This is a genomic window from Streptosporangium sp. LJ11, assembly GCF_051918945.1.
Taxonomy (GTDB): Bacteria; Actinomycetota; Actinomycetes; order Streptosporangiales; family Streptosporangiaceae; genus Streptosporangium.
This window is the reverse complement of record NZ_JBPXMB010000005.1, coordinates 15,396-31,040: the sequence shown is the minus strand read 5'-3', so window position 1 is coordinate 31,040 and position 15,645 is coordinate 15,396. Positions and strand designations below refer to the sequence as shown.

Below are 15,645 nucleotides of genomic sequence, written 5' to 3'. Positions count from 1 at the left end.
TGGAGGAGAAGCCGCCACACGGAGCCGCCCGCGCCCCGGCGCGATCCCGGGGGCGGGCGGAAATCCCTCCGGCCGGGCGGCCGGAGGGACCAGAGGATCGAGCGGCCGGGCGAGCGGTCAGCCGACGACGACCTGGGGACCCGGGGCGTCGTCGTCGAGGTCGACCTCCACGCCCATCTCCTCGGCGAGGCGCAGGGCCTCCTCGATCAGGGTCTCCACGATCTGCGACTCGGGGACGGTCTTGATGACCTCGCCCTTGACGAAGATCTGGCCCTTGCCGTTGCCGCTCGCGACGCCGAGGTCGGCCTCGCGGGCCTCGCCGGGGCCGTTGACGACGCACCCCATCACCGCGACGCGCAGCGGGACCTTCAGCCCCTCGAGCCCCGCCTGGACCTGCTCGGCCAGGGTGTAGACGTCGACCTGGGCGCGCCCGCAGGAGGGGCAGGAGACGATCTCCAGGCCGCGCTCGCGCAGGTTGAGCGACTCCAGGATCTGGTTGCCGACCTTGACCTCCTCGACCGGAGGAGCCGACAGCGACACGCGGATGGTGTCGCCGATGCCCTCGGCGAGCAGGGCGCCGAACGCGACCGCGGACTTGATCGTGCCCTGGAAGGCCGGGCCCGCCTCGGTGACGCCGAGGTGCAGCGGGTAGTCGCACCGGGCGGCGAGCAGGCGGTAGGCCTGGACCATCACGACCGGGTCGTTGTGCTTGACGGAGATCTTGATGTCGCGAAAGCCGTGCTCCTCGAACAGCGAGCACTCCCACAGCGCCGACTCCACCAGCGCCTCGGGGGTGGCCTTGCCGTACTTCTGCAGCAGCCGGGGGTCGAGCGAGCCGGCGTTGACGCCGATCCGGATCGGCACGCCGCGCTCGCCGGCCGCCCGCGCGATCTCACCGACCTTGTCGTCGAATTTCTTGATGTTGCCGGGATTGACCCGGACCGCCGCGCAGCCCGCCTCGATCGCGGCGAAGACGTACTTCGGCTGGAAGTGGATGTCGGCGATCACCGGGATCTGCGACTTCCTGGCGATGATCGGCAGCGCGTCGGCGTCGTCCTGGGAGGGGACGGCGACCCTGACGATCTGGCAGCCCGAGGCGGTCAGCTCGGCGATCTGCTGGAGCGTCGCGTTGACGTCGGCGGTGACCGTGGTGGTCATCGACTGGACGGAGACCGGTGCGTCCCCGCCCACGGGGACGGAGCCGACCATGATTTGACGGGATATGCGTCGCTCGGCGATCGGCCTGGTCCTTACGGACGGGATTCCGAGAGCAACAGAAGTCATTTTCAGCCCTTGAAGAGTCGACGACACTCATCAGTCTAGGCAGTCCCAGTGAGCTCGCGTGCCCGTATCCGCGCCCAGGAGTCGGCGTCGAGGACCTCGGCCACCGAACCGGCCTCGGTCACGGTGTGCTCGGAGACCACCGCCGCCACGGTGTCGACGATGCCGGGGAACGGCAGGCGCCCGGCCATGAAGGCCTCGACACAGACCTCGTTGGCGGCGTTGTAGACGGCCGGGGCCGTGCCGCCGGCCTCGCCGACCCGCCGGGCCAGCGCGACGGCGGGGAAGGCCTCGTCGTCGAGCGGCTCGAACGTCCAGGTGTGGGCGGTGGTCCAGTCGACCGCGGGGGAGGCGTCGGCGACCCGCTCGGGCCAGCCGAGGGCGAGCGCGATGGGCAGGCGCATGTCCGGCGGGCTCGCCTGGGCGATGGTCGAGCCGTCGACGAACTCCACCATCGAGTGGATGACCGACTGCGGGTGGACGACGACCTCGATGCGGTCGAAGCCGATGTCGAAGAGCAGATGGGCCTCGATGACCTCGAGTCCCTTGTTGACGAGTGTGGCGGAATTCACCGTGATGACCGGCCCCATCGACCAGGTGGGATGGGCGAGGGCCTGCTCGGGGGTGACGTCCGCGAGGTCCGCGCGCGACCTGCCGCGAAAGGGCCCGCCGCTCGCGGTGACGACCAGGCGGCGCACGGCGGAGGCGTCGGGGCCGGTGGGCCCCGCGGCCCACAGGCACTGGGCCAGCGCGGCGTGCTCGGAGTCGACCGGGATCAGCTGGCCGGGTTTGGCCAGGCGCTTCACCAGCGGCCCGCCGACGATCAGCGACTCCTTGTTGGCGAGTGCGAGCACCCGGCCGGCCTCCAGCGCGGCCAGCGTGGAGGTCAGCCCCAGCGCTCCGGTGATGCCGTTGAGGACGACGTCGGCGGGCCAGGCGGCGGCCTCCGCCACCCCCTCGGGCCCGGCCAGCACGCGCGCGCCCACCCCGTACGCGGTCAGGGCCTCGCGCAACTCCGGCACGGCGGAGGGATCGGCGACGGCGACCACGTCGGGCCGGAACTCGGCCGCCTGCCTGGCGAGCAGGTCGATCCGGCCGCCGTAGGCGGCCAGCGCGGCCACCCGGAACCTGCCGGGGTTGCGGGCGATGACGTCGAGGGACTGGGTCCCGATGGACCCGGTCGAGCCGAGCAGGACGACGGAACGAACGGTGTCTGGCTGCACCGCCCCATTCTCCCGGCTCGGACCGCGCTGTCGAATCGGCCGTACCGGGCCGTACCACTCGTGATCGGACTGGATCATGGCGAAAATCTGTTAGGCGTGGAACACAGGATAAAAGTCAGTATTTAAGTCCGAATTTCGTCATATCAATAGTTGTAAAGCCTGAGAAATGCGTACGTACGGCGCACTAGCTTCCCGGAACAGCAACAGGCCCTCGGGAGGTACATATGCGGCGCAAGGCACGGCTCGTCCCTATTCTCACCGCCATCGCGGGAAGCACCCTGCTCTCCACGACGATCGCGCACGGCGCCACGGCGGACGCCGGCGCGAGCGCCACAGCGGGCACGGCGGGCACAGCGGGCACGGCGGGCACAGCGGGCGCGAGCGGCGGCGTCACCTCGGCACGGGCCGTTCCCCAGCCTGTCGAGAAGGAGGCGGCCGACACCAGGAAGGAACAGCAGACCGTCCAGCGCTACTGGACCGAGGCGAAGATGGAGGCGGCCCGGCCGCTCGCCGCCCTCGTCCCCGAGAAGGACGGCGCCCGGCTCACCGCCGGGGCGATCGCGGCCCAGGCCGCGGCCGATCCCGTCTCCGTCCCCGCGACCGAGCCCGGCGGCGACCCCGTCACGGCCACCAGGGGCTCGGCGGCCGTCCGGGCCTCCACCGGCGCGGCGTGGACCCGCGGCGGGGCGATCGTCAAGACCGCCGGACGCGTGTTCTTCACCTATCAGGGCCGCAACGCCTCGTGCTCGGCGAACGCGGTGACCAGCGAGAACAAGAGCACCGTGATCACGGCGGGGCACTGCGTGCGGATGGGCGGCGCCTTCCACGGCAACTGGGTGTTCGTGCCGGGGTACGACAACGGCGACCGGCCGCACGGCACCTGGGTGGCGACCACCCTCTACACCACCCCCCAGTGGAACAACAGCGAGGACGTCAACTACGACGTGGCCTCGGCCGTGGTGGCCCCGCTGAACGGAAGGTCGCTGACCGACGTGGTCGGCGGCCAGGGCGTCTCCTTCAACCAGGCGCGCCGCCGGCAGATGCACTCCTTCGGCTACCCGGCGGCCGCACCGTACAACGGTTCCAGGCTGATCTACTGCGCCGGCCGGGCGTTCGACGACTTCCTGATGTCCCGCGACATCGGGCTGAACTGCAACATGACCGGCGGGTCGAGCGGCGGGCCCTGGTTCCTCGACTTCAACGAGAGCACCGGCCTGGGCACCCTCAACTCGGTGAACAGCTTCAAGTACGCCTTCGCCACCGGCTGGATGTTCGGCCCCTACTTCGGGACCGAGGCGCAGGCCGTCTACGAGGCCGCCCAGACCACCGGCGCCCCCTGATATTCACCAGAAGTAATCACAAGAACACCCCTCGTAGTGCAAACTCGGGTTTCATGACCTCAAGCCTCCCCCTGCTTGCGGCCGCCCCGCTCGTCGCCGGGTTGCTGAGCGCCCCGACGACCGGCGCGACGGCCACCTGGCAGACGGCCACCGCGTCCGGGCAGCGGGCCGTGAAGACCCTCGTCACATCTCTCACCCAGACAACAGGCGCGGCGTCCGGCATGCCGGACGTCGTCGGGCACGCGACCGCTCTCACCGCGTCGGAGCGGGAGCGCGTGCTCGGTTACTGGACCCCCCGCCGGATGGCCTCGGCGCTCCCCGTCGACCGGCTCGCCAAGGTCACCGGGATGCTCGGGCGGCTCTCCGCCGCCGGGCGGGGGGTCGCCCCCCGCCGGAGCCCGCACGGCGCCGCGTCCCGCACCGCGGGCGCCCGCTGGACCTCCGGCGGGGCGGTGGGGCGCACCACGGGGCGGGTGTTCCTCACCATCAAGGGCAGCGACTTCGTGTGCTCGGCCAGCTCGGTCAAGAGCGCCAACAAGGACCTGGTGGTGACCGCCGGCCACTGCGTCAAGGACGGCACCGGCGCCTGGGCCGACAACTGGACCTTCGTCCCCGGCTACAGCCAGGGCCGCCGCCCGTACGGGCAGTACACCGCGCGCCGCATGTTCGTCGCGGGCCCCTGGTCGCGCGAGGGCGACGACAGCCACGACATCGGCATGGTGGCGGTCGGCACCAGCGGCGGCAAGCACCTCGGCGACGCCGTCGGCGGCCAGGACATCGCCTTCGGCGCCCCCCGCGGACGCCTCGCCAGCGGTTTCGGCTTCCCCGCCGACTCGCCCTACGACGGCGAGCACCTGGTCTACTGCGCGGGCCCGCTGCGCGACGACCCGAACGGGCAGACCGGCGACCAGGGCATGCGCTGCGACATGACCGCCGGATCCAGCGGAGGCCCGTGGCTGAGCGGTTTCGACGCCTCCACCGGCCGCGGCACGATCGTCTCGGTCAGCAGCTTCAAGTACAGCGACGACCGCCACACCATGTACGGCCCCTACTTCGGCGCCTCCGCCAAGACCCTCTACGCCACCGCCTCCGCGTCGTGACCCCGGCGCGGAGGCGGCGCTGAGGCGCGGCCGGTTCTAAAGGGTCAGGCCCGTGAGCACCATGACCTTCTCGTAGGTGAAGTCGGCGATGGCCGAGCGGAGGCCCTCGCGGCCGACCCCCGAGTCCTTCACCCCTCCGTAGGGCATCTGGTCGGCACGGTACGACGGCACGTCACCGATGATCACGCCGCCGACCTCGAGCTCCCGGTTCGCCCGGAAGGCGTTGTCGAGGCTGCGGGTGAACACCCCGGCCTGCAGCCCGTACCTGGAGTCGTTGACCGCGGCGAACGCCTCGTCCACCCCGGACACCTTCTGGACGACCATCACGGGGCCGAAGACCTCCTCGCGGGAGACCTCGGCGTCGGCCGGCGCGTCGGCGAGCACGGTCGGCGCGAAGGTGGCGCCGTCGCGGGTGCCGCCGGTCAGCAGGCGGGCCCCCGCCGAGACGGCCTCGCCGACCCATCGCTCCACGCGATCGGCGGCCTCGGCCGACACGAGCGGGCCGACCTGCGTCTTCTCGTCCGCGGGGTCACCGGTGACCAGGGCCTCGACGGCCGGGACGAGCCGGGACACGAAGTCGTCGTGGACCGACTCCTCGACGATCACGCGCTGGACGGCGATGCAGCTCTGACCGGCCTGGTAGTTGGAGAACAGCGCGATCCGCGAGGCGGCCCAGTCGAGGTCGGCGTCGGCGAGCACGACCGCGGCGGCGTTGCCGCCCAGTTCCAGGGTCACGTGCTTGCGCGGGACCCGATCGATGATCGCGTACCCCACGGGGGCCGAACCCGTGAAGGAGACGACCGGCAGGCGCGGGTCCTCGACCAGCGCGGCGGCGCGGTCGTTGGACACCGGGAGCACGGAGAACATGCCCTCGGGCAGGTCGGTCTCGGCCAGGATCTCGCCCAGGACCAGCGCGGAGACCGGCGTCGCGGGGGCGGGCTTGAGGACGATCGGGGCCCCGGCGGCGATGGCGGGGGCCACCTTGTGCGCCACCAGGTTGAGCGGGAAGTTGAACGGGCTGATGCCCAGGATCGGGCCGTACGGGACGCGCGAGACGTAGGCGAGGCGGCCGGCGGAGGCGGCCTCGGTGTCCAGGCGCACGGTCTCTCCGCCGAGGCGGCGGGCCTCCTCGGCCGCGAACCTGAAGGTGGAGACCGCGCGGGCGACCTCGCCGCGGGCCCAGAAGATCGGCTTGCCGTTCTCGGCGGTGATCAGGGCGGCGATCTCGTCGGCCCGCTCGGCCAGGCGGCGCGAGACGTGCGCGAGAGCCTCGGCCCGCACGTGGATCGGGAGCGCGGCCGCCTGTTTGCGCACGGCCGCCGCCGCGGCGACGGCCTCCTCGACCTGGCCGTCGGTCGGCACGGAGCAGACGGCGACGACGCGGCCGTCATGCGGGTTGGTCACGGTGAGCTCGGCCTCGCCCGTGGCGGGGCGTCCGGCGAGCCAGAAGGGGCGCACGTCCATGTTTCGACGCTATGTCACCGGCGCGGAAGCGGCCTTACTCCACTCCGCACAACAGTCCCGGGACGGCACACCGTTCCGCATAAAATCCGCCCCCAACCCCTGTAACGAAAACAGGGGTATTCGGGGATATTCCTTACAGGTACCGGTTTGAATGATCCCGAGCGTGGCTAGGTCACCGGATGCACGATGAGAGCGGAAGGGCGTGGGCGCATGACCTCCTCGGCGCCGCGCGGCCTTCAGGGTGCCTATCTGATCGGTGAACGGGCGTCCCAGGACCAGCTTCGCGCCAGGCTGCTCGACGTCGCCAGCCAGTTGCTGGTCACCGTCGGGCCGGAGAGCCTGTCGATGCGCCGCATCGCCACCGAGGCGGGATGCTCGACGACCGTCATCTACACCATGTTCGGCAGCAAGGAAGGCCTGGCCGAGGCTTTGTACCTGGAGGGCTTCGAGCGCTTCCGGCGCCGCCTGGAGGCCGTCCCCTCGCGCAAGGACGCGCTGGAGCACCTCATCGCCCTGGGCCCCGCCTACCGGGAGGCCGCGCTGGACGAGCCCGGCTACTACGCCCTGATGTTCGAGCGCGCGATCCCCGGCTTCGTGCCGAGTGAGCGGGCCAGGACCCTCGCCCGCGCGGCGCTGAACATCGTCGACCGGGTGATCGCCGACTGCATCGCGGCCGGATACATCGTCCCCACCCAGCCCAGGAAGATCGCCGACGCCGTGTGGGCCGCCGCCCAGGGCGCGATCAGCTTGGAACGTGCCGGGCACCTGCGCGACGGCGACACCTACGACACGGTCACCTACGCCGTCATCTCCCGCTACCTGGTCGTCGACCGCCGCCGCTCCTGACGGCGCCCTCCGGACGGGCCCGCCGGTCACCCCCTCCCGGGGACTCGGGCCGGAGACCCGGGCGCGCTCGTCACCTGGCGACGGCCAGGGCGACCCAGAGCTCGGCGCGGACCGCGGGATCCTCGAGGTCGCGGCCGACCAGCTCCGCGACCCGGCGCATGCGGTAGCGCAGGGTGTGGCGGTGCACCCCGAGCCGCTGCGCCGCCGCGTCCCAGTGGCCGTTGCAGTCCAGGTAGGCGCGCAGGGACCCCAGCAGGTCCGCGCGCGAGCCGTACGCCCTGAGGGGGGCGAGCAGCGCCGAGGAGAACGCCTCCGCCACGCCGGGGTCGAGCAGGGAGAGCAGTCCCTGACCCGCCAGGTCGGCGAAGCGCACCACCCGCGTGGTGCCGCGCCCGGCCGCGGCGAGCGCCCGGTCGGCCTGGTCGAGCCCCGCGCGCAGGTCGCCGAGACCCACCGGATCGCCGACGCCGACGAGGCCGTGCTCGCCGAGCGCCGCGGCCACGGCACCGGCCCGCGAGGCCGGGACCAGCAGGACCACCCTGTCACCGTCGGCGTCACCGTCGGCCGCCGCGAACTCGCTCCCCGCGGCCTCCAGCAGCGCCTCCGGCTCGCCGGCGCAGGCGACCACCACCAGCGGCCCGTCGTCGAGCCGCTCCCCCAGCCGTTCCAGCGTCTCGCGCCCGGCGTCCGCCTGCCCGGCCAGCAGCAGCCGCAGCACCGCGGAGCGGACCCGGCGCTCGGCGGCCAGGTGCTCCCCGCCGTGCTCGACGGCGAGCGTCAGCAGGGACGCGGCGGCGTTGACCACGGTGTGCGCGACCGGGGTGAAGGACCGGCCGATGCCGACGGCGAGGAATCCCCTGACGCGGCGGGCCCCGAGGGGCCGCACGATGACGTGCTCCTCGGGCGAGGAGAGTGCCACGCTCGCGGGAGCGCCCCGGCTCGTGATCCTTCTCAGCCGCTCCAGCTCGGGGCCGAGGTCTCCGGCGGCCGCCGCGCCCTTACCCGCCAGGTGCCGTACGGTCCCCGCCTCGTCGAGCAGGATCGCCCAGCCGCCCAGCTCGCGGGCCAGGCGGTCGATCACCGCGCGCGGGCCCTCCGGGCGCAGCGCGGCGCGGGTGAGGCGGCCCTGGGCGGCGAAGGCGTTGCTGAGCTCGTCGTACTGCTCGGCGGCGATCAGCTCGCTGACCGTCTTGCCGACGGCGACGAACGGGGTGTCGCGCGGCACCTCGACCAGCGGCAGCCCGGCCCGCGCGGCGGCCTCGACCAGCGCCTCGGGGATCGTCTCGTGTCCGAGCCCGACGCCGAACCCGAGCCCGGCGACCCCCCTGGCGACCAGGCGCTCGACGTAGGGACCGGCGTTGCCGGCGTCCAGGCGCATGCCCGTGGTGAGGACGAGCTCGCCGCCCTCCAGGAACGGGGTGGGGTCCTCCAGCTCGCTGACCGCCACCCAGCGCACCGGCCGGTCGAGCGCCTCCCGCCCGGCGAGCACGACGAGCCCGAGCGGCAGCCGTCGTACGACGGTGTTCAGCGTCGGCGCCACCACCACCCCCGTTTTATACGTTATGTCTATTCTGCTCCCTGCAATTTTGCCATAGTGCATCATCGGCACACCGGCATTCGCGACATAGCTTCACATCATGAGCACCGTCACCGAGGGCGGCCCCTCGCTTCCGCAGGAGCGCCGCCTCGTCACCGAGATTCCCGGCCCGAGGTCCCGCGAGCTGCTCGCGCGCAAGCAGGCCGCCGTGCCCCCGGGCATCGGCACCACGCTGCCCGTCTTCGTGACGCACGCGGGAGGCGGTGTCGTGGTCGACGCCGACGGCAACTCGCTGATCGACTTCGGCTCCGGCATCGCGGTGACCGGCGCCGGCAACTCCGCCCCGCGCGTCGTCGAACGGGTGCGCAGGCAGGTGGCGGACTTCACCCACACCTGCTTCATGGTCACGCCGTACGAGTCGTACGTGCGGGTCGCCGAGAGGCTCAACGAGATCACCCCCGGCGACCACGAGAAGCGCACCTTCCTGCTCAACAGCGGCGCCGAGGCCGTGGAGAACGCGGTCAAGGTCGCCCGCCACGCCACCGGCCGCCAGGCGGTCGTCGTCTTCGAGCACGGCTACCACGGCCGTACCCTGCTGACGATGACGCTGACGGCCAAGAACATGCCGTACAAGCACCGCTTCGGCCCGTTCGCTCCCGAGGTCTACCGGGTGCCGCTGGCCTACCCGTTCCGCTGGCCCACCGGCCCGGAGAACTGCGCCGAGGAGGCCGCGGCCCAGGCGATCGACCAGATCACCAAGGAGATCGGCGCCGAGAACGTCGCCGCCGTGGTGATCGAGCCCATCGCGGGCGAGGGCGGCTTCATCGAGCCCGCCAGGGGCTTCCTGCCGAGGATCCTGGAGTTCTGCCGCGCCAACGGCATCGTCTTCGTCGCCGACGAGGTCCAGACCGGCTTCTCCCGTACCGGCCACCTGTTCGCCTGCGAGGACGAGGGCATCGTGCCCGACATCATCGTCACCGCCAAGGGCATCGCGGGCGGCCTGCCGCTGGCCGCCGTCACCGGCCGCGCCGAGATCCTCGACAGGGTCCACGTGGGCGGCCTCGGCGGCACCTACGGCGGCAACCCGCTCGCCTGCGAGGCGGCGCTGGGCGTGATGGAGAGCATCGAGGCCGACGACCTGACCGGCAGGGCCCGCCGCATCGGCGAGACCATGCTCCCCCGGCTGCGCGCCATGGCGGAGCGGAACCCGGTGATCGGCGACGTGCGCGGCCGGGGCGCCATGATCGCCATCGAGCTGGTCGTCCCCGGCACCAAGGAGCCGCACCCCACGGCGGCGGGCGAGATCGCCAGAAGATGCCACGCCGAGGGCCTGGTCGTGCTGACCGCGGGCACGTACGGCAACGTGCTGCGCTTCCTGCCGCCGCTGGTCATCCCCGACCACCTCCTGGAGGAGGGGCTCGCGATCCTGGAGAAGGCCGTGAACGAGGTCTGATCGTTTAGAACGCACCAAAAGGGGCACCCGGCTTGATGCCGAGTGTCCCTTTTGCCGTTATGCGGCTCGCATGTAGGCCGTGATTTAACCCCCGCTTGACATCTGCCACAGCGATCACGGGCTGCGACCGCGTTATAACGGTTCCGATAAGAAAGTGCGCGATCAACACAGGAAACGTGTCGACGTCCTCCCCGCGGCCGAGCCACGGGAGAAAACAAGGAGTCACCACGCTGGAGGTATTTAGCATGAACTGGGGGCCGCCCAGAACGGCACACGTCACGATGACCTTCGATCCGGAAGGGCTGACCCGCACCCAGCGTGAGGGCGACGCCTGCGTGGCCTGCCACAAGAAGTGGCCCCGCCCGCGGATCAGGATCGGCCGCCTTCCCGACGGCACAGCCCTCTTCGCCTGCCCGGAGTGCGCCGACGCGCTGCTGCCGCAGCAGGACGACACCCGCTCCCTCCCCCGGCGCGCGGCCTTCTTCTGACCTTCCCGGACTTCTGCCCCTTCCTGGATCCCGGACCTCCCCGGACCGCCGGCGCGGGCCCCGCGCCGGCCACCGGGACCGGCTCCCCGGCAGCCCGCCTGAGACGTCCCGCCCGACAGCCCATCCGAAGCGGTCACTCCGGTAGTTTCTCCCCATCGAAACATCGGAGCGGCGGAGCGCGCCCACACGCCCGGGATCGAGCCGCCGTACGGGCGGGAACGGCACGCGCGCCCCCGGCCGGCGGGACCCCTCCCGCGCGGACGGATGTCGAGACCGGCTCCCCCGCTCCGACATGCCTGTGAGAGGCGCCCGCACCGGGTGCCGCGAGCACGAGGAGCGAGACCGTGAAGTACATGCTGCTGATCTACAGCAACACCGCGATCTGGGAGACCCTCTCCAAGGAGGAGCTCGACGGCCTGATGGGCGAGGCCGACGCCCTCATGAAGGAACTCGCCGACTCCGGAGAGTGGGTCGGCGGGGAGGCGCTGGCCGATCCGTCGCAGACCAGGACCGTGCGGGTACGTGACGGCGTCCCCGCGACCACGGACGGACCGTTCCTGGAGGCCAAGGAGCACCTGGCCGGATACTGCGTGATCGACTGCGAGACCCCCGAGCGGGCGGCCGAGATCGCCGCGCGCTGGCCGGACGCACGGCTGTGCGCGATGGAGGTACGGCCGATCATGGACGGGGCCGGCACCGAGGCATGACCGTTTCCACCGAGGCCGAGGACCTGCTGCGCGAGCTCGCGCCGCAGGTCCTCGGCGTGCTCGTCCGGCGCTACGGGCACTTCGACGCGTGCGAGGACGCGGTGCAGGAGGCGCTGCTGGCCGCCGCCCTGCAGTGGCCCGAGCAGGGGCCGCCGGACAACCCCCGAGGCTGGCTGATCACGGTCGCGTCCCGCAGGCTGACCGACGAACTGCGCAGCGAGTACGCGCGCAACCGCAGGGAGAACATGGTCGCGGCACGGGCGCCCGCCGACGAGTTCCTGTCGCCCGCCGCCGACGCCGAGCCGACCGGCGGGCAGGACGACACCCTGACCCTGCTGTTCCTGTGCTGCCACCCCGCCCTGACCCCCGCCTCGCAGATCGCGCTCACCCTGCGGGCCGTCGGCGGTCTGACCACCGCGCAGATCGCCCACGCGTTCCTCGTCCCCGAGACGACCATGGCCCAGCGCATCAGCCGGGCCAAGCAGCGGATCAAGAGCACGGCCATCCCCTTCGCGCCGCCGCCCGAGCCCGAACGGGCCGAGCGGCTGCGGGTGGTCCTGCACGTGCTCTATCTGATCTTCAACGAGGGCTACACGGCCACCTCGGGTCCGGACCTGCAGCGCCGCGAGCTGACCGGCGAGGCGATCAGGCTCACCCGCGCGGTTCACGGGCTGCTGCCCGACGACGGCGAGGTGACCGGGCTGCTCGCCCTCATGGTGCTCACCGACGCCCGGCGGGCGGCACGCACCGGTCCCGGTGGCGCGCTCATCCCGCTCGCCGAGCAGGACCGGAGCCTGTGGAGCGGGACGTCGATCGCCGAAGGGGTGGCGCTCGTCACCGGCGCGCTGGCGCGGGCCCCGCTCGGCCCGTACCAGCTCCAGGCCGCTATCGCCGCGGTGCACGCCGAGGCGGTGCGCGCGGAGGAGACGGACTGGCCGCAGATCCTCGCGCTGTACCGGCTGCTCGAACGCCTCGCCCCCAACCCGATGGTCACGCTCAACCACGCCGTCGCGCTCGCGATGGTGCGGGGCCCGGAGGCCGGGCTCGACCTGCTCACGACCCTGGAGGGCGACGACCGGATGGCCGGGCACCACCGCCTGCACGCGGTGCGCGCGCACCTGCTGGAGACGGCCGGTGACCGCGAGGCCGCCCGCGCGGGCTACCGGGAGGCCGCGCGCCGCACCACCAGCCTCCCCGAGCAGCGCTACCTGGAGGGCAGGGCCGCCCGGCTGGCGCGGCCGGAACCCTAGGCGGCCTTTACGAAGTAAGCCTTCGAGGTGGGCCGGGGAGGCGGCGGAGAGGGCGTCAGGCGGACAGGAGCGTCCTGGTGGTCTCCTCGCGCATGCCCCACGGCGAGCCGTAGGCGTTGAGCAGCTCCAGGAAGGGCACCGCGTCGAACGCCTCGGGGCCGAGCACCCCGCTGCCCGACCAGGCGCCGGTGGCCAGCAGCTCCAGGGCGACCACCGGGTGCACGGCCGTCTGCCAGACCACGGCCTGGCAGCCGTACTCCCGCATCGACCACTCGTTGTCGACCACGTGGTAGAGGTAGACCTCGCGCGGCGCGCCGTCCTTGCCCACGCCCTTCACCCAGGTCCCGGCGCAGGTCTTGCCCCGCATCCGGTCGCCGAGTGTGGCCGGGTCGGGAAGGCTGGCCGCGACCACGTCCCGCGGCGAGGCCTCGACGCCGCCCACCTTGATCTTGTTCGCGTTGTCCAGGCCGAGCTTGTGCAGGGTCTTCAGCACCCCGATGAACTCCTCGCCCAGGCCGTACTTGAACGTCACCCGCTTGGCGTCGATGTAGCGGGGCACGAGGAGCACCTCCTCGTGCTCGACGTTGACGCACTCGACGGGCCCGATCCCCTCGGGGAAGTCGAACACCTCGGGCTCGCTGAACGGCTCGGTGGTGTGCCAGCCGCCGTTCTCCCAGATCACCGGCGGGTTGAGGCACTCCTCGATGGTCGTCCAGATGGAGAACGTCGGCGCGAAGTCGTAGCCGTCGACCACCAGGTTGGAGCCGTCACGGATGCCGATCTCCTCGATGGTCTCGAACAGGTGCTCGGCGGCGTAGCGCGCGAACACGTCGGCCAGCCCCGGCTCCACGCCCATGCCGACCAGCGCCAGCCCGCCCTTCCGGCGCCAGGCCTCGCCGAGGGCGAACTGCTCGTCACCGAGCTTCACCCCGGTCAGCTCGTACGGCCTGCGCGGGTGGGGCCGCGACAACGACATCGCCATGTCGAGGTAGTGGGCGCCGGCGTTGAGCGCCGCCTCGAACAGGGACATGGTGAAGCGGGGGTCCACCGCGTTGAAGAGCACGTCGCAGCGGTGCTCGGCGAGGGCGGCCTCGACCCCGGCCCGATCGGAGGCGTCCAGCCCGATGGCGCTGAAGCGCGGATCCGCGATCCTGGCCACGACGGCGGCGGCCCGGTCCTGTTGAGAGTCGGCGACCACGATGTGTTCGAAGAAATCTCGGCGTGCGGCGATCGGCACGACAGCGGACCCGACGCCGCCCGCTCCAACAAGAAGGATTCTCATAACGGGTAGCCTACCCACTGACTGGTTGACCAGTCGATAGTCGAAACATGATTTTCCCACCGAATCCATCGTTGAAAGCGATCAAGGCAACGAAAAGCGCGGCCATAAGCAAGACATTCGGACATGCCAGGGGAAGGGCCCCGCGAGGAAGGGCACGGGCCCAGGACCCGTCAGGCTCCAACCGGCCCCGTCAGGACCCCGCCGGACCCTGATCCGTCAGGCTCGGCCCCGAGGGGGACCGGTCACTTCACGAGCTGCTTCCAGCGCTCCACCCAGTCGGCGTAGTCGGTGCATTCCCCGCTCCGGCCCCCGCAATCGCGCGTCGGGCGGGTGGCGAAGCGGACGTCGCGCAGCCACCGGCCGTCACGCACGCGGTAGATCTCGCACATCCGGCGGGCGTGCCCGCCGCACGCCTCCGGGTTGGCCGGGGCGAGCCCGGTCCAGGCCGCGGCGGGGCGCTGCGCCGACGCCGAACTCATCCAGTTCAGCCACCGGTAGGCGCAGTTCGGGCTGGCGGGCCTGGCCGCGAGCATCCACGCGTCGGCCCACCCGGTCACCGGCGCCGTCGACGCCTTCATCGGCCGGCCCGCGCGCCGGAAGAGGTCCAGGTGGTACGGGAGTGCCTGGGCGATCCGCACCGGTCCCGCCGACAGGGCCCTGACCAGCTCCAGGGAACTGTCCCAGTAGACGCGGTCGGGACCGGCGCCCTCGGCCAGGAGCTTCACGGCGGCGTCGAGCTGGGCGGGGGTGAGCTGGAACGGATCCTCGACTTCCAGCTCCGGACGCGTCCCGCCGAGGGCGAGCGCGGCGTCGGCGATGCTCAGCGGGCTGTTCCTGATCGCCGCCGGAGCCGCTCCGTAGAGCGCCGACGGTTCCTTGGGCCCGCCCTCCTCGTGGACCACCTGGTTGACCCCCCACAGGTAGGGGATCCCATAGACCCTGCCGTCCACGCGCAGGCCGGGCAGCTCGCGCAGGCGCTTGGGAATGTGCTTGTAGCCCGCGACCAGCGCCGTGTCCAGCGCCGCCACCTTCCCCCGCGCCACCAGCTCACCGGCCAGGTCGGGGGCGGGCGAGACGGCGTCGTAGGAGCCCGCGGCGAATCTGGCGGCCATCTCCTCGCTCGTACGGACCCGGTCGAGCTTGACGACGCAGCCGGTCTCCTGCTCGAAGGGGGCGAGCCAGTTGGCCCGCGAGCTGGTCCCGCCGTACTCGACGTACCCCTGGAAGGTCAGCACCTGGAGCGTGCCCTCGCCCTTGCCGATGGACGCCGACGGCGTCGGTGCAGGTGTCGGTGTCGAGCCGGGGGTCGAGCCGGGCCCGGAGGTGGGCGTCGCGGTGGGCGTCACGGGTGTGGCGGAGGGCGAAGGGCCGCGCGCCGGCCCGGCCGCGCTCACGGCTCCCGCCTGGGCGCAGGCGGCGAGCGCCAGCCCTCCCACTCCCAGCAGCGCTCCGAGACGCGCCCGGCGGAGCCTGTCCCTGCCCACGAGGCCCACGAGGTCTCCTCCCGACGTCGCCACCGATCTGCCCGGGAGCCTACCGGCCCTCCCCCGCCCCGGGGTCCCGCGAACGCGCGGAATCCGCACGCCGCGCCGGAGGAGTCGGAGATGCCGGAAGAGACCGGAGAATACGCGAGCCCGCGCCCCGGCAGGAGGGGCGCGGGCTCGCGGTCCGGAG

13 protein-coding genes are annotated in these 15,645 nt (G+C 72.2%); 7 read left to right on the top strand and 6 right to left on the bottom strand.

Annotated elements, in window-relative coordinates; translation table 11 throughout:
• Positions 1–117: 117 nt before the first annotated feature.
• Positions 118–1,284, bottom strand: coding sequence for a flavodoxin-dependent (E)-4-hydroxy-3-methylbut-2-enyl-diphosphate synthase (gene ispG, locus ACTOQ3_RS09160; RefSeq protein ID WP_440082924.1), 1,167 nt, complete (start codon positions 1,282–1,284; stop codon positions 118–120).
• Between the two features lie 35 nt (positions 1,285–1,319).
• Positions 1,320–2,504: a 1-deoxy-D-xylulose-5-phosphate reductoisomerase gene (gene dxr / locus ACTOQ3_RS09155; protein WP_440082923.1), complete on the bottom strand. Its 1,185-nt coding sequence runs from the start codon at positions 2,502–2,504 to the stop codon at positions 1,320–1,322.
• A 224-nt stretch (positions 2,505–2,728) separates the two neighbouring features.
• Between dxr and ACTOQ3_RS09150 the strand changes: the two genes are divergently transcribed.
• Together ACTOQ3_RS09150 and ACTOQ3_RS09145 are read left to right on the top strand one after the other, a co-directional pair.
• Positions 2,729–3,844 (top strand): trypsin-like serine peptidase, encoded by a 1,116-nt coding sequence (locus tag ACTOQ3_RS09150; protein ID WP_440082922.1) that lies wholly within the window; start codon positions 2,729–2,731, stop codon positions 3,842–3,844.
• Positions 3,845–3,897: 53 nt separating this feature from the next.
• Positions 3,898–4,944: a trypsin-like serine peptidase gene (locus ACTOQ3_RS09145; RefSeq protein WP_440082921.1), complete on the top strand. Its 1,047-nt coding sequence runs from the start codon at positions 3,898–3,900 to the stop codon at positions 4,942–4,944.
• 36 nt (positions 4,945–4,980) lie between these two features.
• Here ACTOQ3_RS09145 and ACTOQ3_RS09140 read toward each other — a convergent pair whose 3' ends face one another.
• On the bottom strand, positions 4,981–6,408 hold the full coding sequence (locus tag ACTOQ3_RS09140) for an aldehyde dehydrogenase family protein (protein ID WP_440082920.1): 1,428 nt from the start codon (positions 6,406–6,408) through the stop codon (positions 4,981–4,983).
• Positions 6,409–6,618: 210 nt separating this feature from the next.
• On the opposite strand from ACTOQ3_RS09140, the gene ACTOQ3_RS09135 reads away from it, so the two are divergent.
• On the top strand, positions 6,619–7,254 hold the full coding sequence (locus ACTOQ3_RS09135) for a TetR/AcrR family transcriptional regulator (protein WP_440082919.1): 636 nt from the start codon (positions 6,619–6,621) through the stop codon (positions 7,252–7,254).
• A gap of 70 nt (positions 7,255–7,324) precedes the next feature.
• Here the strand turns inward: ACTOQ3_RS09135 and ACTOQ3_RS09130 are convergent, their stop codons facing one another.
• A complete protein-coding gene (locus ACTOQ3_RS09130) occupies positions 7,325–8,800 on the bottom strand; it encodes a PucR family transcriptional regulator (protein WP_440082918.1) in 1,476 nt (491 codons plus the stop codon).
• A gap of 91 nt (positions 8,801–8,891) precedes the next feature.
• Here ACTOQ3_RS09130 and gabT point away from each other — a divergent pair, with 91 nt between their 5' ends.
• From gabT to ACTOQ3_RS09110, 4 genes are all read left to right on the top strand, one after another.
• Positions 8,892–10,244, top strand: coding sequence for a 4-aminobutyrate--2-oxoglutarate transaminase (gene gabT, locus ACTOQ3_RS09125; protein WP_440082917.1), 1,353 nt, complete (start codon positions 8,892–8,894; stop codon positions 10,242–10,244).
• Between the two features lie 245 nt (positions 10,245–10,489).
• Positions 10,490–10,732, top strand: a complete 243-nt coding sequence (locus tag ACTOQ3_RS09120; protein WP_362834458.1) for a hypothetical protein — start codon at positions 10,490–10,492, stop codon at positions 10,730–10,732.
• Between the two features lie 353 nt (positions 10,733–11,085).
• Entirely contained in the window at positions 11,086–11,439 is a 354-nt protein-coding gene (locus ACTOQ3_RS09115) for a YciI family protein (RefSeq protein WP_362834476.1), read from the top strand.
• On the top strand, positions 11,436–12,689 hold the full coding sequence (locus tag ACTOQ3_RS09110; RefSeq protein WP_440082916.1) for an RNA polymerase sigma factor: 1,254 nt from the start codon (positions 11,436–11,438) through the stop codon (positions 12,687–12,689). Before ACTOQ3_RS09115 ends, ACTOQ3_RS09110 begins: the two co-directional genes overlap by 4 nt.
• A 55-nt stretch (positions 12,690–12,744) precedes the next feature.
• Here the strand turns inward: ACTOQ3_RS09110 and ACTOQ3_RS09105 are convergent, their stop codons facing one another.
• Together ACTOQ3_RS09105 and ACTOQ3_RS09100 are read right to left on the bottom strand one after the other, a co-directional pair.
• Positions 12,745–13,971: a saccharopine dehydrogenase family protein gene (locus tag ACTOQ3_RS09105; RefSeq protein ID WP_440082915.1), complete on the bottom strand. Its 1,227-nt coding sequence runs from the start codon at positions 13,969–13,971 to the stop codon at positions 12,745–12,747.
• A 242-nt stretch (positions 13,972–14,213) separates the two neighbouring features.
• On the bottom strand, positions 14,214–15,464 hold the full coding sequence (locus tag ACTOQ3_RS09100; protein WP_440082914.1) for a hypothetical protein: 1,251 nt from the start codon (positions 15,462–15,464) through the stop codon (positions 14,214–14,216).
• Positions 15,465–15,645: the final 181 nt, after the last annotated feature.

Bases quoted from the DNA above. Each gene is read 5' to 3' on its own strand.
- ispG (WP_440082924.1), bottom strand. From the start codon at position 1,284: ATGACTTCTGTTGCTCTCGGAATCCCGTCCGTAAGGACCAGGCCGATC.
- ACTOQ3_RS09150 (WP_440082922.1), top strand. From the start codon at position 2,729: ATGCGGCGCAAGGCACGGCTCGTCCCTATTCTCACCGCCATCGCGGGA.
- ACTOQ3_RS09145 (WP_440082921.1), top strand. From the start codon at position 3,898: ATGACCTCAAGCCTCCCCCTGCTTGCGGCCGCCCCGCTCGTCGCCGGG.
- ACTOQ3_RS09140 (WP_440082920.1), bottom strand. From the start codon at position 6,408: ATGGACGTGCGCCCCTTCTGGCTCGCCGGACGCCCCGCCACGGGCGAG.
- ACTOQ3_RS09135 (WP_440082919.1), top strand. From the start codon at position 6,619: ATGACCTCCTCGGCGCCGCGCGGCCTTCAGGGTGCCTATCTGATCGGT.
- gabT (WP_440082917.1), top strand. From the start codon at position 8,892: ATGAGCACCGTCACCGAGGGCGGCCCCTCGCTTCCGCAGGAGCGCCGC.
- ACTOQ3_RS09120 (WP_362834458.1), top strand. From the start codon at position 10,490: ATGAACTGGGGGCCGCCCAGAACGGCACACGTCACGATGACCTTCGAT.
- ACTOQ3_RS09115 (WP_362834476.1), top strand. From the start codon at position 11,086: ATGCTGCTGATCTACAGCAACACCGCGATCTGGGAGACCCTCTCCAAG.
- ACTOQ3_RS09110 (WP_440082916.1), top strand. From the start codon at position 11,436: ATGACCGTTTCCACCGAGGCCGAGGACCTGCTGCGCGAGCTCGCGCCG.
- ACTOQ3_RS09105 (WP_440082915.1), bottom strand. From the start codon at position 13,971: ATGAGAATCCTTCTTGTTGGAGCGGGCGGCGTCGGGTCCGCTGTCGTG.